The sequence below is a fragment of the Mycobacterium sp. NGS48 genome, from assembly GCF_059812585.1.
The window spans coordinates 189,597-211,533 of record NZ_JCALCY010000005.1 but is presented as its reverse complement, the minus strand read 5'-3'; the positions used below and the strand labels follow the sequence as shown (position 1 = coordinate 211,533).

Annotated in this window: 25 protein-coding genes; 11 read left to right on the top strand and 14 right to left on the bottom strand. The window is 65.1% G+C overall.

Going from position 1 to position 21,937, the window contains the following annotated elements:
- The first annotated feature begins 43 nt into the window (after positions 1 to 43).
- Positions 44 to 187: a hypothetical protein gene (locus AC5Y42_RS12195; RefSeq protein WP_499898393.1), complete on the top strand. Its 144-nt coding sequence runs from the start codon at positions 44 to 46 to the stop codon at positions 185 to 187.
- Here the strand turns inward: AC5Y42_RS12195 and AC5Y42_RS12190 are convergent.
- The 5 genes from AC5Y42_RS12190 to AC5Y42_RS12170 form a co-directional block, all read right to left on the bottom strand.
- Positions 184 to 495, bottom strand: a complete 312-nt coding sequence (locus AC5Y42_RS12190; RefSeq protein ID WP_499898392.1) for a DUF2694 family protein — start codon at positions 493 to 495, stop codon at positions 184 to 186. The two genes, AC5Y42_RS12195 and AC5Y42_RS12190, sit on opposite strands and share 4 nt — an antisense overlap.
- The gene (locus AC5Y42_RS12185; RefSeq protein ID WP_499898390.1) at positions 492 to 809 is read right to left on the bottom strand and encodes an ESX-1 secretion-associated protein; all 318 of its coding nucleotides are present in this window, start codon (positions 807 to 809) and stop codon (positions 492 to 494) included. The genes AC5Y42_RS12190 and AC5Y42_RS12185 overlap by 4 nt, the downstream gene beginning before the upstream one ends.
- A gap of 16 nt (positions 810 to 825) precedes the next feature.
- Positions 826 to 2,001 carry a DUF4226 domain-containing protein gene (locus AC5Y42_RS12180; RefSeq protein WP_499898389.1) on the bottom strand — a complete coding sequence of 392 codons (1,176 nt, stop codon included), beginning with the start codon at positions 1,999 to 2,001 and terminating at the stop codon, positions 826 to 828.
- A 70-nt stretch (positions 2,002 to 2,071) separates the two neighbouring features.
- Entirely contained in the window at positions 2,072 to 2,890 is an 819-nt protein-coding gene (locus AC5Y42_RS12175) for a C40 family peptidase (protein ID WP_499898387.1), read from the bottom strand.
- An 8-nt stretch (positions 2,891 to 2,898) separates the two neighbouring features.
- The gene (locus tag AC5Y42_RS12170; protein ID WP_499898386.1) at positions 2,899 to 3,669 is read right to left on the bottom strand and encodes a helix-turn-helix domain-containing protein; all 771 of its coding nucleotides are present in this window, start codon (positions 3,667 to 3,669) and stop codon (positions 2,899 to 2,901) included.
- A 142-nt stretch (positions 3,670 to 3,811) separates the two neighbouring features.
- On the opposite strand from AC5Y42_RS12170, the gene AC5Y42_RS12165 reads away from it, so the two are divergent.
- Positions 3,812 to 4,225, top strand: a complete 414-nt coding sequence (locus AC5Y42_RS12165; protein ID WP_499898385.1) for a WhiB family transcriptional regulator — start codon at positions 3,812 to 3,814, stop codon at positions 4,223 to 4,225.
- A 96-nt stretch (positions 4,226 to 4,321) separates the two neighbouring features.
- A complete protein-coding gene (locus AC5Y42_RS12160) occupies positions 4,322 to 5,701 on the top strand; it encodes an acyl-CoA dehydrogenase family protein (protein ID WP_499898383.1) in 1,380 nt (459 codons plus the stop codon).
- Between the two features lie 4 nt (positions 5,702 to 5,705).
- On the opposite strand, the gene AC5Y42_RS12155 is transcribed toward AC5Y42_RS12160, so the two are convergent.
- Together AC5Y42_RS12155 and AC5Y42_RS12150 are read right to left on the bottom strand one after the other, a co-directional pair.
- Positions 5,706 to 6,386: a hypothetical protein gene (locus tag AC5Y42_RS12155; protein ID WP_499898382.1), complete on the bottom strand. Its 681-nt coding sequence runs from the start codon at positions 6,384 to 6,386 to the stop codon at positions 5,706 to 5,708.
- Position 6,387: 1 nt separating this feature from the next.
- Complete coding sequence (locus tag AC5Y42_RS12150) at positions 6,388 to 7,221, bottom strand: type VII secretion target (protein ID WP_499898380.1); 834 nt, start codon at positions 7,219 to 7,221, stop codon at positions 6,388 to 6,390.
- Positions 7,222 to 7,358: 137 nt separating this feature from the next.
- Here AC5Y42_RS12150 and AC5Y42_RS12145 point away from each other — a divergent pair, with 137 nt between their 5' ends.
- The 6 genes from AC5Y42_RS12145 to AC5Y42_RS12120 all read left to right on the top strand — a co-directional run bounded on the left by AC5Y42_RS12145 (position 7,359) and on the right by AC5Y42_RS12120 (position 13,512).
- Positions 7,359 to 8,348: a pirin family protein gene (locus AC5Y42_RS12145; RefSeq protein ID WP_499898378.1), complete on the top strand. Its 990-nt coding sequence runs from the start codon at positions 7,359 to 7,361 to the stop codon at positions 8,346 to 8,348.
- A complete protein-coding gene (locus tag AC5Y42_RS12140) occupies positions 8,345 to 8,686 on the top strand; it encodes a GNAT family N-acetyltransferase (RefSeq protein WP_499898377.1) in 342 nt (113 codons plus the stop codon). Before AC5Y42_RS12145 ends, AC5Y42_RS12140 begins: the two co-directional genes overlap by 4 nt.
- 166 nt (positions 8,687 to 8,852) lie before the next feature.
- A complete protein-coding gene (mycP, locus tag AC5Y42_RS12135; protein WP_499898660.1) occupies positions 8,853 to 10,181 on the top strand; it encodes a type VII secretion-associated serine protease mycosin in 1,329 nt (442 codons plus the stop codon).
- Complete coding sequence (eccE, locus tag AC5Y42_RS12130) at positions 10,178 to 11,566, top strand: type VII secretion protein EccE (RefSeq protein ID WP_499898375.1); 1,389 nt, start codon at positions 10,178 to 10,180, stop codon at positions 11,564 to 11,566. The genes mycP and eccE overlap by 4 nt, the downstream gene beginning before the upstream one ends.
- A 39-nt stretch (positions 11,567 to 11,605) precedes the next feature.
- Entirely contained in the window at positions 11,606 to 13,171 is a 1,566-nt protein-coding gene (locus AC5Y42_RS12125) for a PPE domain-containing protein (protein WP_499898374.1), read from the top strand.
- Positions 13,168 to 13,512, top strand: a complete 345-nt coding sequence (locus AC5Y42_RS12120; RefSeq protein WP_499898372.1) for a YbaB/EbfC family nucleoid-associated protein — start codon at positions 13,168 to 13,170, stop codon at positions 13,510 to 13,512. Before AC5Y42_RS12125 ends, AC5Y42_RS12120 begins: the two co-directional genes overlap by 4 nt.
- 25 nt (positions 13,513 to 13,537) lie before the next feature.
- Here the strand turns inward: AC5Y42_RS12120 and AC5Y42_RS12115 are convergent, their stop codons facing one another.
- Positions 13,538 to 14,389 (bottom strand): EspK C-terminal domain-containing protein, encoded by an 852-nt coding sequence (locus AC5Y42_RS12115; RefSeq protein ID WP_499898371.1) that lies wholly within the window; start codon positions 14,387 to 14,389, stop codon positions 13,538 to 13,540.
- A 34-nt stretch (positions 14,390 to 14,423) separates the two neighbouring features.
- Here AC5Y42_RS12115 and AC5Y42_RS12110 point away from each other — a divergent pair, with 34 nt between their 5' ends.
- Together AC5Y42_RS12110 and AC5Y42_RS12105 are read left to right on the top strand one after the other, a co-directional pair.
- Positions 14,424 to 14,861, top strand: coding sequence for a hypothetical protein (locus AC5Y42_RS12110; RefSeq protein WP_499898369.1), 438 nt, complete (start codon positions 14,424 to 14,426; stop codon positions 14,859 to 14,861).
- Positions 14,862 to 15,463: 602 nt separating this feature from the next.
- A complete protein-coding gene (locus AC5Y42_RS12105) occupies positions 15,464 to 15,682 on the top strand; it encodes a hypothetical protein (protein ID WP_499898368.1) in 219 nt (72 codons plus the stop codon).
- 186 nt (positions 15,683 to 15,868) lie between these two features.
- Here AC5Y42_RS12105 and AC5Y42_RS12100 read toward each other — a convergent pair whose 3' ends face one another.
- The 6 genes from AC5Y42_RS12100 to AC5Y42_RS12075 form a co-directional block, all read right to left on the bottom strand.
- Positions 15,869 to 16,789: an ESX-1 system-associated protein gene (locus tag AC5Y42_RS12100; protein WP_499898659.1), complete on the bottom strand. Its 921-nt coding sequence runs from the start codon at positions 16,787 to 16,789 to the stop codon at positions 15,869 to 15,871.
- Positions 16,790 to 17,307: 518 nt separating this feature from the next.
- Positions 17,308 to 18,240: an ESX-1 system-associated protein gene (locus AC5Y42_RS12095; protein WP_499898367.1), complete on the bottom strand. Its 933-nt coding sequence runs from the start codon at positions 18,238 to 18,240 to the stop codon at positions 17,308 to 17,310.
- 332 nt (positions 18,241 to 18,572) lie between these two features.
- Positions 18,573 to 19,193, bottom strand: a complete 621-nt coding sequence (locus AC5Y42_RS12090) for a hypothetical protein (RefSeq protein WP_499898365.1) — start codon at positions 19,191 to 19,193, stop codon at positions 18,573 to 18,575.
- On the bottom strand, positions 19,190 to 19,372 hold the full coding sequence (locus tag AC5Y42_RS12085) for a hypothetical protein (protein WP_499898363.1): 183 nt from the start codon (positions 19,370 to 19,372) through the stop codon (positions 19,190 to 19,192). Before AC5Y42_RS12085 ends, AC5Y42_RS12090 begins: the two co-directional genes overlap by 4 nt.
- A gap of 118 nt (positions 19,373 to 19,490) precedes the next feature.
- Positions 19,491 to 20,069 (bottom strand): lipoprotein LppJ family protein, encoded by a 579-nt coding sequence (locus AC5Y42_RS12080; RefSeq protein ID WP_499898362.1) that lies wholly within the window; start codon positions 20,067 to 20,069, stop codon positions 19,491 to 19,493.
- Positions 20,053 to 21,936 (bottom strand): alpha/beta hydrolase, encoded by a 1,884-nt coding sequence (locus AC5Y42_RS12075; RefSeq protein WP_499898360.1) that lies wholly within the window; start codon positions 21,934 to 21,936, stop codon positions 20,053 to 20,055. Before AC5Y42_RS12075 ends, AC5Y42_RS12080 begins: the two co-directional genes overlap by 17 nt.
- Between the last annotated feature and the right edge of the window lies 1 nt (position 21,937).

The window sequence follows — 21,937 nt, the reverse complement described above, 5'->3', positions numbered from 1 at the left end:
CGGTGAATTGTGGGCATGGGTGTGGCGTACGTAGCCTCGGGGCATGGCTAATTCTGCGTTGCAGCTGGAGCTGGACGAAGTACGCCTGTTGCTGGGTCGCGCGCGAGAGTTGTTCGGCGCCAATCCCATCGAGCCACCGACGGATATCGCGCCGCACCCCGACACGGCCAGAGCCTGGCTGAGCTAGTCCTGCCGGATTCGGTGGCGCAGCCGATGCGCCACCAGCTTTTCGATCGCCGCGTCGAGGTCGCCTGCAGTGGGAACACCGGCTGACGGGCTATGCCCGGCGGCAACGATCTCGCCGCGCACTTGCAGCGAGGCCTTCAGATAGGAAACGTCGGCGGCGAGCAAGATGGCCTTCGCCAGCGTTACGGCGTCGGTGTCCATCGCCGCGGCGCTGAGCGCCAGGCTGTGCAGATATCCGCCACGGCAGGAGCGGACCAGGATGTGTCCGCTCGGGTGCACGGTGTCGAAGGCCGGGATGGCGTTGCTCATCGCTCGTCGTCAACGACGTCGCCCAGGCTCCGCGCAGCGTCGGCCTCGTGCTGTTCCCAGAGGTCGGCTGCTGCGCGCAGCTTGTCTGCGATGTCGGCATGGTCGTCGGCCTGCTGTTGATAGCACCGCCGCCGTTGGTCGAGCAGTTCGCGTCCGGCATCCCGAAGGTTGCCGAAGACCGGTCCCAGCGAGTCGAGACTTTCCTGGATCGCCGGATGCGACGAGGGAATCGTCCGCAGATACTCTGCAATCTGCTCGTGGTGGATCGCCGACTCCCGCAGACTCGCGGGCTCCACGTGGATTCGATCTGCCATCCGGTATCTCCCTGAACTATGTGGTGGCGGCCGGCCGGGTGGGCGCCGGTGTGCCGGCCGCCGGTGGCGCGGTAGCCGGCAATGGTGCCGGCGGGTGCTCCCAGCCGAGGAAACCCGGCCCGTTGACGGTCGAGATGTGTTGGATCTGGCCGTTGAGAAGGGCTTTGCTGTTGCCAAGAGCAAGTGCATGCCGGTTGGTGAACATGCCGATATCCCCCGGCGCCAGCCCCGACGCGTCGAGGGGATCAACGACGGCGGTCCCCGGCGGCGGGATAGCGATGCCCTGCTCGCGAAATGCATCCGAAATGGGTGTCCCACCGGCTGCGGCCTGGATCGCGGCGGCAAGCTGTGGGCTGGCCGCAGTGACCGTCTCACCGTTGGGCAACGTGATGGTGGTCGGGCCGGGCGGCGCCGGTTCTGGCTGCGGCGTGTCTCCCGGTTCGTCCTCATCGGGTGGGTCCTGCTGCCCGTCTTCCGGGATCCGTTCTTCGTTCGACATCAGGTCGTCGTCCGGTATCTCGTCGTGAGGCTGCGGCGAGCGTTCGGTTCCCGCGTCGTGCAAACCGGGCAGCGGTAATCCGCCCGGCATGCCCCAGCCGGGCATCGCTCCCCCGCCAAGACCGGGGATGCTTGGTATCGCCGGTGACATCGGGGCGGACGCCCATGGTGCCGGCGTCGGTTCCGCTGGCGGGACGAGGTCGGGATCGTCGGCGAAGAGCGAATCCAATAACGGGTCGATGTCGGCGTCTGCCGTTTCCGCGTTGTCGGTTGGTGCGGCCGCGGGCATCCGCGTCGGCCGGACGTCGCTCGGCTCGTCGGTAGTCACCACCCTCGAAACGTCGTAGAGCGACGTCCAAGCCGCCATCAGCGCTGACTTCGACGTGTCGTCGAGGTTTGCGTTCGCCACCACGGCGCGGATGTCCCTGAGCTTGCCGACGAGGAACCGCTGGAAGTCCCGCGCTCCGGAGGGGGTGTCCAGATCGGTTCGGGTGCGCACGGCCGCCTGGATCTCCTGCTGCAGGTTATTCAGTCCGGCCCGGCCGTCCACCGACTTCAGGTGCGCGTTCATGATCGCGCTGACTACTTGCAGGTCGAGCTGAGCCGCTGTCGAGTTCTGATGTGCCAGAAACGATTCAGCGTCTCTGATGGCATCGGCTGCGTCGCCGAGGTTTGGCTGCGGCAGCCCCTCCATGCGGCGACAGTAGCCAGCCGCATCTCCGTCGACAATTCACTTCAGCCGGCTGGCGCCGGGCCGCGTCGGCCTATGGCAGTGGTCGCCTGATCTGCACATTGCTGCCCAGCGGGCTGATTCGCACCGTGGCGCCGGCATGCGGCGCTTCGACGACGAGATTGTTCCCGATGGACATCTGGACATGCCCGGCGTGCGGGAAGATCAGATCCCCTGGCCTTACCTGCCAGCGCGGTATCGGGATTCCTTCGTGTATCTGCTGATACGTGGTGCGGCTCAGATGGATTCCGGCCTGGTTGTAGGACCATTGCGTCAATCCGGAGCAGTCGAACTGGTTGGGGCCGGTGGCGCCCCAGACATACGGCCGGCCCAGCCGAGACAACGCCGCCCGGACAGCGATTCCGGCGCGGCCGGTCGGCGACGAGAGCCGCAACATGCCTGTCGCGCGCCGCCGTGTTGCTCGGTACCGCAATGCCCGCAGCACAGCCTGGTGCCGTCGTGCCCGGGAACGGGCGGACAGCACATGCATCCGCTGGACGCGCAACCGAGCCACCCGCCGGCGGATTGCCTCTCGTTGTGCGATCGGGGTGTCCGGTGTGGCCGCGGTATCGGCGCGAGCTTCGTCGACGACGCTCCTGGTCTGGCCGTGGGCAGTGGCGCGATCGCGGTGCGCCCGGCCGATGAGGGCTGCCACCGAGGCGTCGGTGCGGGCGGCCGAACGCAGTGCGTCTCGGCTGTTGTGCAGCGCGAACCGATAACCGTCGTTGGCCGCTGCCGGCGGCTGCGTCAATCCGTCGACGTAAGGAGTGTCCAGCCTCAGTTGCGCGGGCTGACCGGTGCCGGCGAACAGTCGATGAGCGCGATTGAGCAGCTCTAGTTCGCTCGGACTCACCGCCTCCCCTAACCGCTGGTCTGATCTGCCGGTGCCGACGGGAAGATCGTGTCGGCGAAGGCCCGGACCCGCGCCAACGCGCCCGGCGGGATGACGCCCCGATTCCGGATCCCCCACATTTCTGCGCCGGTGACACCGAGCAAAGTCGCGATGACCGGCTCGGGCAGCGACGATTGGGTGCACGCCTGGTCGAAGCGGGCGCTCAAGCTTTTCGGCATGCGCTGCAGAAGCGCGCTACGAGTGGCTTCTAAAGCCTGCAGATGCTGCATCAGTCGGTCCGCCGAAGCCCCGCCGACATTGACGGCCACCCGCCAGGAGTTGGCTGCCAACAGCTCCGCCTTCACACACTGGCCGATCACAGAAAGAATATACGTCTCATATTCGTTTGATGTCACCGCAGGGAGGCGTTCGATTACCGAGTTCAGCGCGTCCAGCTGCGCTTCGGCATATCCTTCGAGCACTTCGGTATCGCTGTGGCGGTCCACCACAATGGTGTCCGCTGCCTGAGCGGCGATAGCCTCGGGCGGTTGGGCGGTGAGCAGCCGGCCCAGTTCGGCCTCCGGATCCTGCGCGACCACCAACCGGGAGTAGGTGCCTGGGGGCAGCCCGAGTCCATTTTCGACCTTTTGAACTGTGCTTTTATGCGGTTTGCGGGCGCCGCGTTCCAGGTAGCTCAGGCCCATGACGCTGACCCCGGTCTCAGCGGCGAGGTCGGCCAGTGACCAGTCGCGCGACTCGCGCAGGGCTCGGATAACCGCGCCCGCCGATTCGCGGCTCACCGCAGCGCTCCGGCCATATCCGGATACTACACAGACCTCGGTACGACCTTGGATATATCTGTTTCTATCGCGTTTCCTTGCGCGGTGCTTACGGGTGTGTATACGCTTTCGCCTACGTTTCAAGCGCGGAGGAGGCGCCTCGATGGGATACCCATGCTCAGTCAACCCCGATTTATGGTTCGGCTATGCCGATGACGACGGCGGCGACGGCGCCGCGAAGGCGCGTGCGTATGAGCAATCGGCCACAGAGGCGCGGCTACAGTGCCTGCGCCGCTGTCCGGTAGCGCAGCAACGACGTTGCGCTCGCTACGCCGTCCAGCATCGGGAGGAGTACGGCGTGTGGGCCGGCGTGAAGCTGCCGGGCGGGCAGTACCGCAAGCGCGAGCAGCTCGCCCGCGCCCACGACACGCTGCGCCGCATCGCGGCGGGCGAGATCACCTCCAGGCAGCTGCCCGAAAACGCTGCCCTCCTCGAGCGCCGTGAGTGTGACTCCGTTGCGGCGACCGCCACGGTGTTCCATCTGCCGGCCTCGCCGGGCCCGCAGTCGGCCGCCTGACGGATCGCGTTTGAGCTGGGCGCAAAGCGGCAACAGTCGGTTCGGACGAGGTGATCGGCGACATCGGCCGAACGCTGTGACCACAGGGGCGCACTGATGAGCTTCGACTTGACACCGACGGCAGCACAACACGACCTGGCGCAGCGCACCCACGAATTCGCCGAATCAGTCATCCGCCCCGTCGCACTCGACTATGACCAGCGACAGGAATTTCCCTGGCCGGTGCTGGAGGAAGCTGCCCAGCAGGGTTTCTACAGCCCACTGTTCTACCGCGACCTCATCGGTGATCCGACTGGCCTATCGCTGCCGATGTTCATGGAAGAGCTGTTCTGGGGTTGCGCCGGAATCGGTTTGGCGATCGTCATGCCGGCGCTGGCACTGTCAGCCATCGGCCAGGCCGCGTCCCCCGAGCAGATGTTGGAGTGGGCGCCGGAATGCTTTGGAGAACCCGGTGACCTCAAACTCGCGGCTCTGGCCATCTCCGAACCTGAAGGCGGCAGCGACGTGCGGAATCTGCGAACCACGGCGCGGCGCGACGGCGGCGACTGGGTCGTCGACGGCCACAAGATGTGGATCGGTAACGGGGGTATCGCCAATGTGCACGTAGTCAACGCAGTTGTCGATGAAGAACTGGGCCACCGCGGTCAGGCACTATTCGTAGTCCCGGGCGGCACGCCCGGACTGGAGTTGGTGCGCAAACTTGACAAGCTGGGCTGCCGGGCGTCGCACACCGCAGAGCTACGTTTCGACGGTGTCCGTATCCCTGAAGCCAATCTGCTTGGCGGGCAAGACAAACTCGAGCACAAGCTGGCCAAGGCACGTGAAGCCGCCGCCGGCGGTAAGCGTTCCAGCTCGGCGACATTGGGCACATTCGAACAGACCCGCCCGATGGTGGCTGCCCAGGCGATCGGCATTGCGCGCGCGGCGCTGGAATATGCCACCACCTACGCCACCCAGCGCGAGGCGTTCGGCGGGCCAATCATCGACAACCAGGGCATCGCGTTTCCACTGGCCGAAATCGCCACCCAGATCGATGCCGCCCGGTTGTTGACCTGGCGGGCTTCCTGGATGGCGGCCAACGGGATCGCGTTCAACCGCGGCGAGGGCTCGATGTCGAAGATGGCGGCCAGCGAAGTCGCGGTCCGTGCTACCGAGCGCGCCATCCAGACGATGGGCGGCTGGGGATACATCACCGACCACCCGGTGGAAAAATGGTATCGAGACGCCAAGCTGTACACCATCTTTGAGGGCACCAGCGAAATCCAGCGGATCGTCATCTCGCAGGCCTTGGGCGCATCAGAAGGCGCGCTGCCGTTGCATTTCGAGATCGAGCCGTCAGGTGGTCCGCTGAATCGCATGTTTGGTCGCGGCACTCCGTTGCGTTCACGTGCGGCAAGCGCCGCACTGTCCATGCAGGACCGGATTCCCGAACCGGTGAAGCGCATCGCGATGAAAGCGCTCCGGCCGCCGCGCTAGCGGGTCAGCATGCCCACACCGTGCACAGTTGCGGGTTCATCGCCGCGAACACATCCTCGTCGCTGATCTCCGTCCAGCCCACGCCCGGTGTGCCAGTCGACCACACGGTCAGCTCGGTCACCGAACTGCCCACGCTCGCCAGATAGACATGCGCACTGGTCTGCTGTGCCGGGACGTCGACGGTGACCGCCAACTGGCTGCACCCGCCGCGTTGACTGCTCGGGCAATGCGAGCGCGGAGTGGTCACCGTCACCTGTGTGCCCGGCGCTGTAGAGCCGCAGCTGCTCAACGTATTTCGCAACGAAGTGAACAGCGCATCAGCAGTTTGGCCCATTCGCCAAGTATCGCCCGGGTAATGAACAATCTGCTGCTGCAATGACCATTCGTCCTGACCCTTGTCAACGCCGGCGCGGCCAGCGTCGACACCAGTGGCATCTACCAATCGGTGAGCGGGCGCATCGACCCGGCACAGCTGCTCGATCCGAAAGGCGTTGTCGGTCGGTGCTTCTGCGATACTCGCGAGGTCGGGCCAGCGTTGGGTGTCGTCGAGCGGCAGCTGCCCGGCGCTGATCCACGCGGCAGCGGGCACGGTGGTCGCCGCTGCGGTCACCGCCGACGCGGTGGCCGCGCCGATGATCAGGCACAGTGTCAGAGCTGCGGCGCGTCGAAAGATCCTCGGCCCCATCTCAATAGCCTTGTGGGTCGGCCTCAGCGTTGGTCTGGGGAACCAGTGCAGCCAGGTTCGACCCGTCCCGATGAACGCCGTAGCGCCCCATGACGTAATTCATCGACGCGGCGATATTGGCGACCGGATCATAGATATTGTTCGACGTTCCCGGCTGATGGTATTGCGCGAACGTGCCCGGAACACATTGCGCCAGGCCCCGCGAGCAGCCATTCCCGTAGCCGTCGGAGACGTCATGCGTCGAATTCGGCGGTTCTGAGTTGATGTCCCAATCATTGACCGCATTCGGGTCATAGCTCGACTCGCGGAAGGTCATCGTCGTGTACCCGTCCAGCCAACGCTGTCTTGCCGCGAGGTCGGTGATACCGAGCTTGTCGAGAGCCTGGTCGATGTAGTCGCGGGTGGCTTCCGGACCGGCTGCGACGTTGGTCTGGTCGTAGTCCACCTGATCCACCGGCATCGGCGCCGACTGGTGAGTGGGCGGGCCGGCAACAGTCGTGGGCAGTGGTGGAGTGTCGCCGTGATTGCCGTCGATTTCGTGGGCGGCCTTGTCCAGACCGCCGCGCAACTGCTCGTCGGCGTGCTCGTATTGTTCAGCCGCTGATCGCAATTTCTCTGCCAGCTGGGAAAAATCGCCACTCACCTGTTTGCACGCATCGTCGATCGCCGTCCCGGCCTCCTGGCAGACAGCGCCGCTGTGAAAGCCGCGCAGAGCTCCGACCAGCTCACTCAGCGAGGGACCTAGACCCATTCCGGAGAGGTCGCTAGCCACCTGCGCCAGCACAGATCCGGTCGACCTGAGAACCGCCGGATCGACACGCAAGCTTTGCGCCATATCAAGAAATCCTATGGCATCGGGGCGCCCCGTCCGACACAAAAAGACAACCCCTGGCCTGCACACCGCGGCGCCGTGTCCACTCGCGGGTAGTGTCGAGGTATCGGCCCGTATCGCCAACGCACGAACGGTGAACGATGAGTAACCTGGAGACCGCACCGGCTGAAGTCGCCTGTGCCGCTACACAAGTCGCCGGTGTGGAGGTTCTACATCCGCGCGAGGTACCACTGGGCGGGCCGCGGGCGATCCGGGTCCGGCGCACAATCCCGCAGCGGCAGCGCTCGTTGATCGGCGGCTGGTGCTTTGCCGACCACTACGGACCGCACGATCTGCGTCACTCGACCGGCATGGATGTGCCGCCCCATCCACATACCGGTCTGCAGACCGTCAGTTGGTTGTTCAGCGGCGAGATCGAGCACCGCGACAGCGCCGGAGTGCTGGCCCAGGTGCGGCCGGGTGAACTGAATTTGATGACGGCCGGCGCAGGCATCTGCCACTCCGAGGTGTCGGTCGACCCCGACGCGGCGCCGATTCTGCATGGCGCTCAGCTATGGGTGGCCCTGCCCGACTCCGACCGCAACACCGCCCGAGATTTCGTCCACTACGTGCCCGAAGTCGTCATGCTGCACGGTGGCGTCGCGCGAGTTTTTCTCGGCGAGTTGGCCGGAAGTCGCTCGCCGGTGCACACGTTCACCCCGCTGCTGGGCGCCCAAATCGACGTGGACCCAGGCGCCACGGTGACGCTCGACGTCGACTCGGCCTTCGAGCATGGCGTGCTGTGCGACCAGGGGGTTCTGGACATGGCCGGAATTGCCCTGAACCTCGCAGATCTGGGCTATCAGGGCGTGGGTTACTCGTCGCTGCAGCTGCGCAACGCCGGCGATCGCCCGGCCCGCGCGCTGCTGTTGGGCGGCACGCCGTTCACTGAGCAATTGGTGATGTGGTGGAACTTCGTCGGGCGCAGCCACCAGGAGATCGCCGAGTATCGCCGACTGTGGGAAGCAGGCGATTTACGCTTCGGCGCCGTTCGGGGCTACCAGGGATCACCCGAACGCCTGCCCGCGCCCCCGCTTCCGAACGCCACGCTTCGGCCGCGCCCGCTGCCGGACAGAAAGGAGCATCGATGACTGCCGACAAGACCGGCGCCCAGACCACGGTCAGCGCCGCGGACGGCAAGTACACCATCGCCGTCGACGGCAAAACCGTCGGATACGCCGCCGTCGCCGACCGCGACAACCAGCGCGTCTTCTACCACACCGAAATCGACGACGAGTTCGGCGGTCGCGGCCTGGCGAGCATCCTGGTACGCGACGCGCTCGAGGCCACCCGGGCCGACGGCAAACGCGTCGTCCCGGTGTGCAAGATGGTGGCCGCAGTACTCAAAAAGCATTCGGAATTCGACGACATTGCCGACCCCGTGACGCCCGAAATCGCACGGTGGGCGGATGCCGTCGCAAACGGATAATCAGGCTTTCCCCGCCAAAAAACCGGAACCAGCGTTGTCTGCGCCGACTTAGGATTACCGGGTGCCTGCACGCCGTCACGGGGTGAGACGATGTTGCTCAACCGACGGCCGGCCTGACCAGGCCAGTAGGCGAAAGGGGCAGTCGATGGTGCGGCGTATCGCCGTGATGGTGGCGGCGTTGGCACTGGGGCTGCTGACAGCACCGCCCGCCTTCGCGATCGCACCTCCGGTAATCGACCCGGGTGCCATGCCGCCGGACGAGACGGGCCCGGACCTACCGATGGAGCAGCGCCGAATCTGCTCGGCGCCGACGTCGTTCCCGGATGCTAAGTTCGCCGACCCGCCGTGGGCCAACGACTACCTGCACGTTGCCGAGGCGCAGAAATTCGCCACCGGCGCCGGGGTGACGGTCGCGGTGATCGACACCGGGGTCAACGCCTCGCCGAGGGTGCCCGCGGAGCCGGGTGGGGACTTCGTCGACGCCGGCGGCAACGGGCTGTCCGACTGTGACTCCCACGGCACCTTGACCGCCTCGATCGTGGCCGGCCGACCCGCTCCCACCGATGGTTTCGTCGGTGTGGCGCCCGAGGCGCGGCTCCTCTCACTACGACAGACTTCAGAAGCGTTCCAGCCCAAGGGCGCCCAAGTCGACCCCAACGATCCCAACACCACCCGGACGGCCGGATCGATCCGCAGCCTGGCCCGCGCGGTGGTGCATGCCGCCAATCTCGGCGCCAACGTCATCAACGTCAGCGAGGCCGCCTGCGTCAAGGTGACCCGGCCCATCGACGAGTCCATGTTGGGTGCGGCGGTGAACTATGCGGTCAACGTCAAGAACGCGGTGATCGTCGTCGCCGCCGGCAACACCGGCCAGGACTGCACGCAGAATCCGCCGCCCGATCCTTCGGTACCCAACGATCCACGCGGCTGGAAACAGGTTCAGACGATCGTCACGCCGGCGTGGTATGACCCGTTGGTCTTGACGGTCGGAAGCATCGGTGAGACCGGAATACCGAGCAACTTTTCGATGCACGGACCGTGGCTGGGCGCGGCGGCGCCGGGGGAAAGCATCATCGCGCTGGGCTATGACGGCGCGCCGGTCAATGCGCTGCAAGGCCAGGACGGCCCGATCCCGATCACCGGCACGTCGTTTTCCGCGGCGTACGTTTCCGGGGTGGCCGCACTGTTGCGCCAGCGGTTTCCCGACCTGACGCCGGCGCAGATCATCAACCGGATCACCGCCACTGCCCGACACCCCGGAGGGGGAGCCGATGACACCGTCGGCGCCGGTGTCATCGACCCCATCGCCGCGCTGACGTGGGACGTTCCGGCCGGCGCCAAGACAGCTCCGTACAACGTGAAGCCGATCCCGCCGCCGGTGTACATCCCGCCCCCGGACCGTGGCCCGATCACCATCGTGGTCGTTGGCGCTGCGGCGTTGGCTCTGATCATGGGGCTCGGCGCGCTGACCCGACGTGCGTTGAAACGCCGATGAGCAGCGCCGTGTCTTTGCGGTTCACCAGCGGCCACGCCTTGGTGGCAGCGGCGCTGGCGCCGGCGTGCATTGCGGTATCCATGAGCCTGGGCTATCTGTGGGCCGGAATTACGCTGGCCGTGCTGGTGGTGCTCGCGGCGGTGGTCACGATCCGCGGCAGGCGCATAACCGGCTGGATCGCAGCGCTGAACTCATGGCGGCGTCGGCACCGCACCGCTCCCGATCCGCCTTCGGAGCCCGCGGTGGGCGCCACCGTGATGCCCGGCGATCACGTGGCCGTGCGGTGGCAGGGTGACCACTTGGTTTCGGTCATCGAGTTGATCCCGCGCCCCTTCACTCCCACAGTCATCCTCAACGGGGAGGCCAAGACCGACGACGTGGTGGACACCGAGTTGGTGGAGCAACTGGTGGCGGCGCACTGCCCCGACTTGGAGGCCGACGTCGTAGCCGCGGGGTATCGAGTCGGCAAGACTGCTCCGGCCAACGTCGTGGGTCTCTATCAGCAGGTGATCGGCCCCTATCCGGCTCCCGCCAACCGCCGGACCTGGATCGTGCTGCGCGCCGACCCCGAGACGACTCGCAGGTCCGCGCAGCGCCGCGCGGCCGGTCTGGCGGGCCTGGCCCGGTATCTGGTCGCATCGACGACGCGGATCGCCGATCAACTGGCCAGCCATGGCATCGACGCGCGGTGCGCACGCAGCTTCGACAGTTTCGACCAGGCCACCGAGATCAGCTTCGAACGCGAGACATGGTCGGCGATCAAGGGGCGCAGCGCGTTCACGGCGGCCTACACCGCGCCGGGCGGCCCCGACGTGTGGTGGTCGGCCCGCGCCGACCACACCATCACCCGTGTTCGGTTGGTACCGGGCATGGCGCCGCAGTCGACGGTCTTGCTGACGACGTTGGCCAATCCCAAGACGCCGCGCGGCTTTTCGTGCCTGTTCGGTGGGCAGCGCGCCGCAATCCTGGGTCAGACACCGGTCAGCGACAAGCACTACCAGCTGCCCATCGGCTCGGCGGGTGTCCTGGTCGGCGAGACCACCGAGCGTTACCCCGTTTACATGCCGTTCGATGACATCGACGTCAGCATCAACCTGGGCGATGCGCGACTGTTCACCCAGTTCGTGGTGCGCTCGGCGGCGGCCGGGGCCGTGGTCACCCTCGAACCGAGGTTTCGGGAGTTTGCCGGCTACGTCAACGGACGCATCGGCTCGGTGAACAAGGTGGCGTGGCCGAACGCGACGACCTACCTTGGCCCGCAGCGGGGTCTGAGCAGGATCATTCTTCGGCACAACTTCATCGGCACACCGCGTCACCGCCAATTGCCGATCCGGTTGATTCACCCGCGCGAGGAAAGTCGCTTTCAGACCGCGCTGGAGAATTAGCCGCCGGGCGTGCTGGACGGCGCATTCTGAGGAGGAACTATGGGAGAAGAACTCAGAGTCGATACGAATGACCTGCGGGGCAAAGCGAACGACATCAACGGGATCGACTGGGCCAACCCGGCAGGTCAGCCGCCGATCACGCCGCCATCCACGCTGAAAACCTCCTTGGACGCGACCGCCAATCTCGTCCATAGCGCACAGTCGTTGTGGGAATACCAGAACTGGGGCGTCATCGAAGGTAAGCGGCTCGCGGAGTCGCTGTATCACGTCGCAAAGGCCTACGACGAAACCGATCTACGGGCTACCAGTGAGATCAACGCGGGTAAGCCGATATCCAGCGGTGCGGTCAAGCCCGACGACTGCTCGATCCCGGCGCCGCCGCATCCGACCGCACCGGGGATGCCGACCAAAGCGGGCCACGCCCATGGTGATCCGGAAGAAATAGAGAACGACCTGGCGAACGGCGATCAAGGGGCTGCCCTTCGCGCGGTGGCCGCCCATTGGCGCACTATCGCGACAAATCTTCAAACGGCAGCTCAACATTTTCACGTCAAGATCCGCGATTGGGAGGGCGCCGCCGCCGAGGTCGCATACGGGCGTTTCAACGAATTCGGCGGATGGTTAAGCGGCCTCGCCGGCTCCTGGCAGGAACTCGCGGCTGAGGCCGACAAGATCGCCGATGCCCACACCACAGCACGAGCCGCGCACACACCGATAGCCGACGAGTGGAAGCAGCTCAAAAAGCAAATGGAATCGTCGGACACCACCGACGAGCAGAAGAAGGCGATCGGAGCGAAACTCCTGAAGCTGTATATGGACTCCGAACACGTGCGCGCGCAATATGAGTCGGCCGCCACCATCGACAAGGTCTCCCCGCCCGAACCCCGCGACGGAGCCCTTCCGTCCACGCCCGTCTACACGAACGGTGACCCGCGTCGGCGGGCGGTGCCGGCTGGGGACGACGAGCAGCAGCCCCGCGGGGGCGGGTCATCACCTGGCGGTGGTGGAGGCTCCCCGGGCGGTGGCGCACCAGGTGGTGCACCGTCGCCGATGGGACAGCCGGTCGCCCCGCAACAGCCCGCTGCCGCACGAACCGGAGGTGCACCCGGCGGCATGCCCGGCGGCGGCCAAGGTGCCGGCCAAGGTGGCGGGAAACCCGGCGGCGGCATGCCGGGCGGCCTGCCCGGGGGTATGCCCGGCGGGATGCCGGCCGCGGCGAAGGCCACGCCGCACCTGCCGAAGGGGCCCGCGGTCAAACCCGCTGCCCACGGAGGTGGCGGCGCGGGCGGCGGCGGTGGCGGCGCACCGCGGTCGCCGCTGCAGCCTGCGGTGGGCGCCAACGCCGTCGCCCCGGCGAATGCTGCCGAAGCGGGGCCGGGAGCCCAAGCGGCCCAAGGTATGCCTGGCGGCGCCATGGGCGGCGGTATGGGGGGTATGCCGATGGGCGGCCATGGTCAGGGCCAAGGTAAGGAACGGCGCCGCACCCCGGGGCTTGCTCCCGACGAGGAACTCTACAAAGAGGATCGGTCCTGGACCGAAGGCGTCATCGGGGCTCGTCGTCGTAAGGACGTGCCGGACGCCAAAGATGGCAAGGAGTCGAAGTGACCTCAGAGATGCATCCGCACGTGGCGGCAGTGTTGAAGCAGGCGCAACGGTTGCAGTCGGCTCTCGACGAGCAGCTGCACAAGATGGAGACCGAAAAGTTCACGGCGACAGACGAATCCGAGACCGTCGAAGTGACCCTCAACGGACATCACTGGCTCACCGATGTCTTTATCAAAGACGGGTCGCTGCGGCTGGGATCGAGAACCGTCGAGCAGCGGGTGAATGAAGCGCTGCAAAGCGCGACCACGCAAGCGGTTGCATCCATCGAAGCCGATCGGGAACGTCTTGATGCCGTCCTCGTCGACATCACTGACGAGCTGAGCGACACGGCCGAAAACTGACCGAGCGGTCTAGTGCGTTTTAGGTTTAGGGCGCGGCGGACCCGGCCAGCGCATCGGCCACCAGGATGCTCACCTGTTGCCAGTAAAGCCAGTCGGCGACCGCCGAGCGTTGCTCGATCGCGTGCACGGCGGTGTGGGCTTTATGCAGCGCCAACTCCTGGGCATGGGCGGCGTAGGTGACGAACGCCTGCAAATGCTGCACTCCCCGATTGGGGTCGCTGCTCATCAGGTGCTTCATCACTTCAAACCACAGCGTGCCGCGTTGGTCGGCCGGTGGATTGGTGTCCACCGGGGCCGGCGGCAACATGTCGATCAACCCCAGGTCGCTGACCCCGGCCAGCTGCGCGGCCTGTCCGGGCGCGACCACTTCTAATCTGGATCGGCCGGCCATCTTCCCCCTCGCCGGAATGTCTTCCTCACGCAGCACTTCCCGGTAGACGCCGGGATCGAACTCGCGGAATTGGGCCTCGGTGGCGATCACGGCCCGCAGCGTGGTGTCGTGGGCCGCCGCCCAGCCTTGGATGGCCAGCATCGGATAGGTGGCCCAGCGGGCCCGCTCGGCGGCCGGGACGGCGGGGTCGACCGAGACCAGCTGAACACCCTCGGGCAGTGTCACCGGCTCGGGGATGTAGCCCATCCCGTAGCTATTGGCGACGACGATCTGGCCGTCGTTGGTCACAGCGGTGATCCAGAAGAACTGGAAATCACCCTGGTTGAGCAAGTCTGGAGCGTTGAGGGCCGCGCCGAGCCGACGGGCTGCCCGCAATGCATCACCGCCGCCACGGCGGTTCGTCGCATCGGCGATCGCATCCTTTTGCGCCCGCGCCGAGGACACCGGGATCGGCGCAGGCGCGGCGTCGGCGTGCGACGAGGTCATCGAGCCACCGACACCGCCCTGGGAGGAGCTAGTCGTGGAGGCCGGGTGCACACCTGGTCCGCCCGGTGCGCCTGGCGTGCCGCTACCCGGTGCGCCTGGGGTGCCGCCACCTGGTGGCACCGGTCCCGCCGGCGGCGGGGTCGCGGGCGGCAGCAACGGCATGGGCGCTGAGCCGCTTCCTCCTGATCCCGACGACATCGATGGCATGCTGACGCCACCACCACCGCCGCCGCTGAAACCGCCGCCTCCGCCGCTGTCGACGGTATGGCCGCGCGGGCCCGACACCGCCCCTCCGGTGTGTTCCACCGGCGCCGACGGGGCCGCGGGTGTCGCACCGGCTGCAGCTGCCGACGCCGCGGCGGCAGCCGTCGACGCTGCGCCCGCGGAGGCGGGCAATACTGCAGGCGATGCCGACCCCGCCGCGGCAGCCGCTGCTGCAATCCCGGAGTCGGGCCTGCCCGCCGCGGGCTGAGTTGAGGGGCCACCCGAACCCGCCTGCGACTGTGGAGCATCCGACATGCCCTGCGGAGCACCGGACGCCGTCGTCGGCGCCGCATTTTGAGCGCCTCCAGCACCAGACGATCCCATCCACTGGGAACCAGCTGTCGGCCCGGAGGAAGCACCCCCCGTGCCCGACGAAGTTAGCGTCGACGGACGCGGCACGGCAGCTGCTGGCGGGATGCCGGGCCCTGCCGGACCGGGTGCGCCGGGCTTGGGGCCGGCACCGCCTGCCGGATTGTTACCGGTTCCGCCCGTACTCGCCGCTGGCTGCACAAGCGGAGCGTCCGGTGGAGGACCGGCTAAGCGACTGTTACCGCCTCCGCTTCTATTCGCCGCGGGCTGCACAAGTGGAGCGCGCGGTGACGGGGGACCAGCTAAACGACTGCTGCCGCCCGCGTCGGCATTCGCCGCTGCCTGTACAGGTGCACCAGGGGGTCGCCCACCGCCGTCATCTGGTTCGGTCAGGTTGGAGGCCTTAGACGGCGCTTCCGGCATCTCCAGCTTGAAGCCCAGCTTGGAACCTTCGCTGGACACGGTTTCCGAATTCTCGTTCCACGCCGCAGTGATCTCATTTTGGACCTTTGTGTCGCGATCCTCGTCGTCATCGGCAATGCGGCCGATTACGTCTTGATGATCACGCACAGTCTGCACGATTTGGTTTTTGGCATCACGCACTCTGTCGTGCGCATCCTGATACCACTTCGCGGCGGCGTCAATCTTGTTTCGCATATCCTGCATCAGGTTAAGCCGTCGCTGCAGGACATTTTCGGCGGCGCTCGCCGCGCCACCTGACCAAACACCATCATTAAAAATCATGTGGTGCTCACGCGCCCAATTCTCGATCACCTTCCCTAACTCCGAACTAGCATGGGAGAAGACGTCCCCGCGAGCTTGCAGCTGATCTTCGTCAGCCTCTGGCCACAACCCATCAATCATCTGAGGAGCGTAATCGCCCGATGGGGGAGCAATCGTCATTATCTAACCTCTAACCGCCAAGCAGGCCTGGTTAATTATCTCCTTCGAGTAATTGGCCGCAGCCGATAAAAAACTATCTGATGGAACATAGGTGGACAATCCTCGAATATAACCGCGTGTGTACACTGCGCTCAGAAACGCAAAATCTTGCACGACTGAGTTATTGCTACGTCGACCAAGCTTTTCAACATTGTCGGCATAGGTCGACATCACCGGCTTGACAGCATCAATAACCGCTTTCTGCTCCGGCGTCCATTGCGTCGCGGGAATACGTGAATCAATTTCTGTCCAGGGTCGGATATCTGCATTGTATTGCGTCGCCAATGGCGTCCAGTCGTCGCAGACGGGCTCACGCACTGCAAGGAACCTTTCCGGGTTTGCCGGATTACTAGGAGTGGCGGTTTTCGATGGCGCTGCCAGCTCCGCTACCGACGGGCCCCAAGCACTCGCCGATCCCTGCGAAATGGCGGTGCATGCGGCGTACATCGCTGATGACGCCTTAACAGCGACCAGAGCCAATTGATCATCCGAAGCGGTATAGGTTGGAATACTGTCTGCATAGGCTCGTGCATAGGCGATGAACTGTTCGTAGATTTCACGCACGACTCGGTGTGGCGTCTGTTTCGCCAGAGGCACAAACTGGTCTGCCATGTTACGCATCGTGTTCCCCATGGCTTCGAACTGAGTGCGCTGGTCCGGCGTCCACTCCGTCGCAGGTACGGCCGGATCCCGGTCATCCCATCCATTTTCTGCCTGATTAGCAAACCCGTAATTTATGGGCACAAATTTGTCGCACGTCGGTTCATCGGTGATTACGGACACGGGGCCAGTATCGTTCGCACTGGCGATTCCGGATGTGGTAGGTGGATTACCCTTATTAGTCGGGCCGTCGTCCGGTCCGCGATGGGTGAAAGCTAACGTCACCGCTACGGCGACCGCGATGACCGCAATCAGGGTGACCGCCCCTAGCGCCCACTTCAACGCGTTGCTCTTCTTCGGCCGGCCAGGCGGTGGCCAACCGGGATACTGCCCGTGCGGCGGACCGTACGGCTGGCCCTGTGCCGGGTAACCGGGCGGTGGAGTGGGCGGCTGACCGGGTGTGGGCGGTCGTGGCTGCCACGGGCCCTGTGGGGGCGGGGGCACACTCAATACACACACCTCCAGGTCACGTCCACGCGCCTTGATCCGGGTGGCCCTTCAAGTGCAGCTCGAACCGACCCGAACACTGTTCTCTACAAGGTTAAGCGACAAACGACCGGCCTCCTGCACCAAAGCGGCCATTCGAACCATCACACACAGCTCAGCGGCGCCACCCGCTCGACGCCGGAACTACATAATCCGCGGGCCGTCAAGGAGGCAACCCGCTAGCGGCGCCGGGCTAGCCGCTGACCGATCAATCATCTGCGTGACGCAATCGCCCGACGGCGGGGCAATGTCATCTCTTAACTCCCAACAACGATGCACGCCCCGACGATGATCGACTTTATGTTGTGAGCCGCCGCCACCAAAAAACTATCCGACGGAACATAGGTTGGTAGGCTCCCCACGTACGCCCGCAGGTACTGGGAACTCAGTATAGCGAAATCCTGAAGCCCGGCATTCCTACTACGTTTACCGAGACGCTCAATATTGTCGGCGTAGGCGGACATAACCGGCTTCACCGCATCGAAGATGGCTTTTTGATCAGGATTCCACTGATTCGCGGAAATTCGCGGGTCCACAGTTTCCCATGCCGATGTGTCGGATACGTACCGGTCGGTCATCGCAACCAAATCCTCACAGACTGGATCTCGGGAGGGGAGAACTCGCTGTGGGTTAGCTGGATCGCCGAGCGTGCCGGGGTGCGCGGGGGGCTCTACCGCCGGCACCGACGATCCCCACGCGTTGGCCGACCCCTGCGAGATAGCCTTGCAAATGTCATACACGGCCGTTGATGCGCCCACAGCAACAAGTGCTAGATAGTCATCCGACGCCGTGTAGGTAGCAATGCTGTTGGCGTATGCCCGCGCGTAGACGATAAATTGTTCATAGATTTCGCGCAGAACCCTGTGCGGCGTCTGTTTCGCAAGGGGTACGAACCGATCTGCAGTAGTGCGCATCAATGTACCGACCGCCTGGTATTGAGCACGCTGATCCGTTGTCCAATCATTGGCCGAGATCGATGGCTCGCGCTTATCCCATCCGTTTCTCGCCTGGTTTGCGAGGCCGTCATTAATCGGCCCGAATTTATCGCAGGTCGGCTCGTCAGTGATGACCGCAACCGGGCCACTGTCGTTGGCGCTGACGATCCCCGGTGTCGAACGCGCACCGCCGCTATTGCTCTGCCCGCCGCCTGCTCCCCCGCGACTGAAAATCAACGTCAGCACCACAGCCACCGCGACAATCGCGATCAGGGCGACCGCTACCAATGCCCACTTCAGGGCGTTGCTCTTCTTGGGCCGGCCATGCGGTGGCCAACCTGGATACGGTCCCGGCGGCGGGCCATAAGGCTGGCCCTGGGGAAACTGCCCGGGCGGCGGTGTGGGTGGCTGGCCAGGCCTGGGCGGCCCAGTGTGCCATGGGCCCTGCGGGGGCGGGGGCGAACTCAAGACACACACCTCCAGGTCAGGTCAACTCACGCCTATTCAGGCGGCCTCAACTACAGCCTTCCTGCACTGAACTTAATGGCGACAGCCTCGAGCAACTGCGGATTAACCCCGCCGGGCGGTCAGAGGTCAATCTCCGAACCGGGCGTCGCCGGCCGGCTCGGCGCCGGGGTGACCGGAACAGTGGGACTTCCCGGCTGGCCGCCGGCTGCACCACCGCCAAGAGACTCGGGATTGGGCTCTAGCCGCTCTCGCTGCGGTCCGGCGGCTTGGTGTTTCGGCTCGGCCGGTTCGCTCGGCTTCTCCTCGGCCTTGTCGTCCTTGTCCTCCGGCTTGTCCGGTTGGAGTTGATCCTGGGGCACGTCGGCCGGCTGCCCATCCTGGCCGTGCTGGCCCAACTGGCCAGAGTGGCCCATCATGCCCTGCAGACCTTGCATGCTCTGCATAACGGTCTGCGGAAGCGCTCCGACCATGCCCACCATCTGCATCGGCATCTGCACGGCTTGGCCGGCCATCTCCATCGGCATGCCGAGCATCTGACCCATCTGACCCATCATCTGGCTCGCCGGGTCGCCGCCCGACCCCGCGGCACCGCCGGACTGCCCCTGGCCGCCGTTCGCGTCGAACTGCTGCTGGCTGATCTTGTTTCCCAGCGCCTCATCGGTCTGCGCGTAGTGCTGGGCCGCCTTGGCGACGTTGGCAGCGTCCCGCTGCGCGTCCGCCTTGAGTTGATCCAGGGTCATGGCCCGACGACCGGAGCTTCCAGCTGGGGCACGTGCGCGGCGATCGCCGCCGATAGCGGGTCACTTCCTGGCACGGTGAAGCCCGGCGGAATCACCGGAATTTCGTCGGCATGGGCACCCAAACTCGCCGCAGCCCGCGCCAGCCGCTCTGGATCTACTTTCAGCGTCTCTTGCGCCATCGCTAAAACCCCCACGCTGCGTCTTCGTAGAACAAATCATACCGGTCCGTTGACACGTCGCGTGCACGAAGTTTGCCGCCACAGACGAGGGCGGATGCTGGCCGGGTCAAACGAGCCCTCATCCCCCGACCAATTCGTCGGTGATGCGTTGGAAGCCGTTGTCAGTGTGGTGATCCTGCATGTTGCGGCACTCACCGAAAAGTCGGATGGAGCCGTGATGCCCCACCGTGCCGCTCTCCCCGATGATGACCATGACCCCGTCTTTGTGGACGGCGGCGCCGAACGGACGCATACCCGGTGGCGGGCCAGCGGACCAGCCAGATTGTCCAGCCATCGTCGCGGCGATCTGCTGGAAGTAGGCCTGGCGGTCGACACCGGCGGGCACCGTGAACAACATGTCCACCCGGCCGCGATAGGGCGGATCCCCTTGGTCGTTGCACGACTCCCACTCGAAAGTGCCGGACAGGTCGGGTAAGTCGGTGACCTTGGCGATCTGTTTCGCCGGGTCGATCACCTGGGCCTTGGCCTGCTCCTCGGACAGCGGCTCGGGAGGTTGGGCCGCGCGGTTTTGCGACGGAAACATCAGCGAACATCCTCCTAGGACAAGAACCACGACCGCGATAAGCGGGGCGACGGCAAGTAACGCCGGTCGTCGCCGTAAGCGGCTATCTCTACGGTTACTAAAAACCATGGTCATCCGTCACAGACGCCCCCGGCCGGTTCCATTCCGGGTCGGTCCACGGGAGATCGATGTGCGGCACCGGGACCTTGCCGATGCCTGGAACCTGCACCTCGGTCGGTGTGACGGGATAGGGGACGTCCACCCGCTGCCCGGCCAACAGTCCCTCGCGTTCCAGATTGTCGCCATGGCCGCTGACGATGTCGGTCATGCTGCGCAACGACTCACTGCCCACGTGGTAGTAGTACGAATGGTCTTCTCTGCGGATGAATTCTGAGCCCGGAACTTCGGCACGAAACCGCGTCGCACCAAAGCCCTCGTGGGCCGGGTCGGTGCCCAAGCCCGCTGCCGCCCCAACAGGATTTCCTAGAGCATCGTTGAGCGCATTGGGCACTCCGCCTGCTTCGCCGAGCCAACCGACGAAGTCAGTGGAAGCGTCGCCGACGTAGACGTGGCCGCCATTGAGGTTGAAATCGGCAGCAGTGCGCGCCGCATCAGTCCCCGGACAACCCAGTAGCACAGCATCATTGGCGTGCATGCCGCTGCGGGCAAACGCGTCGGCCACCGTCGTCGACCCGTACGAGTGTCCGATGACGGTGACGTGCTCCCCCACGCCGCCTTGGTGGGTGACACCCAGGCTGTTGACATCCCACGCGAGCAAGTCCCCACCGGTTTGGGCAAGGCCCGGGTTCCCGACGTTGAGATCGTTGAAGCTCGAGGGGGTGTCGTAGCCCATCCACGCGATCACCGCTGTGGGATGGGTTGGATCGGCCAGCGCCGATTGGTCGTAGAGATTGATCGCATCATTGTGGCCGTCGGATAACCATCCCGACTTCACGCTGGCGCCCGTACCCGGGACGATGACTGCCGTGTTCGGCGACTTGTCCGGGTTTCCAATCGCGATTGCTGCCTTGCCCTTACCGTTGAACGCCAGCGGGTCGTAGGCCCAAAGCATTGCCGGCCGCAGCTTGGACATGTCCAGGTTGTGGTCTTTGGCATACTGGGCAAGGCCTTTGTAGTCTCCGTGGTAGTCGTCAATCCCCATGTCATGGTAAAGACCGCGCTGCGTATTCTTGGCGTTTTGATACCGGGTCACGTCATCGGCCGAAAGTCCATAGGCCCCTGGGTTTTTGACCACATCATCGGCCGAGACGTGGTGGCGGTTGGCAAGATCCTCGACGCGATGGATGTCGTCGTCCATCACCTGGACGTTGACTTGGTCGCGCGCGTCAGCCGGGATACCACCGAGATTGCCCAACAGCGGCGGGTGTTGCGCGATGAGTGCTTGCCGCTGCTCGTCGCTGAGCGAATCCCACCACTTCTTGACGTCCTCGGGGCTGGTGTCCGGCGATGGAATCTGAATGTCTTTGCCCGCCACGTTGACCGGAGGATTAGGGATAGATGGGCCACACGCCTGGGCAATGGCCGCCGCAGTGGCTTGATCGACTTCGTCGAAGGTTTTCAGCAGTTGCTGGAGGACAGTTGTCAGCTTCTCCGCCATCCCGTTCAGGAACCGTCCGACCAGCCACTGGTGCGGCGTGACCACACCATCATTGCTGACCGAGAAACCCAACTTCACCAGCGTGTGGACCATTTCCACGATTGCTTTACGCAGGGCGCCGAGTTGCTCTCCGCCATTGTTCAGCGCGGATTTCAGTTCCTGCAACCTGAGATGAAACCGCTCCTGTTTGCCCAGCTTTCGCAAACCCTCGGCTAGCGCAGCGGTTGCGGCCTCGCCCTGCCAGGACTGCTGCAGGTATGCCAAGTCCTCGCGCTCACCGGCCATGATGGTTTCCAAAGTGGTGATCTTGCCGGAAACCTGTTCGGCAGCGCCGACGAGCTTCTCAGGGTGCGACCCCTCCACCGTCGAGACCGAAACACCCATG